This is a genomic window from Mycobacterium sp. ABE4_509, assembly GCF_056160785.1.
Genome location: NZ_JBSWXU010000349.1, coordinates 1 through 446, shown reverse-complemented (window position 1 = coordinate 446; position 446 = coordinate 1). Strand labels below are relative to the sequence as shown.

Sequence of the window (446 nt, the reverse complement as noted above, 5' to 3'; positions counted from 1 at the left end):
GGCCCGGGTGGTGCGCCGCGCCGCGGCGTCCGGGCCGCAGCTGGTGGCGACCGTGCTGCTGCTCGGCTGCGTCGGCGCGCTGAGCTCGAGCCTGATCTTCGCCGACCAGACCCTTGCGGCGTTGGTGACGGCCACCGACTGGCATCGCGAGTTCGGTCCGAACCTGCCGTGGTACCGCGAACCCGACCGGTGGGCCAACCTGCTCAGCGGTGATCAGCAGGGCAGCGCAGCCAAGCGGCTGGCTCCGCTGCTCGCGGTCGCGATGCTGCCGGTGGTGGTAGTGCTGGTGTGGCGCCGGCGCGGCATGGCGCACCGCTCGGCGCTGCGGCTGGCCGCCGTGGTGGCGCTGGTCGCGCTGGCCTACGCGGTGGTGCCGTCGAAGTGGTCGTATCACTTCGGCGCCGCGGCCGGGGTGGTGGCGGCGTTCCTGACGGTGGCCGTCGTGG

1 protein-coding gene is annotated in these 446 nt (G+C 74.2%); it reads left to right on the top strand.

Annotated elements, in window-relative coordinates:
* Positions 1-446 (top strand): arabinosyltransferase domain-containing protein (locus ACXAID_RS28425; protein WP_475025476.1); only part of this gene is annotated, 446 nt, incomplete at both ends.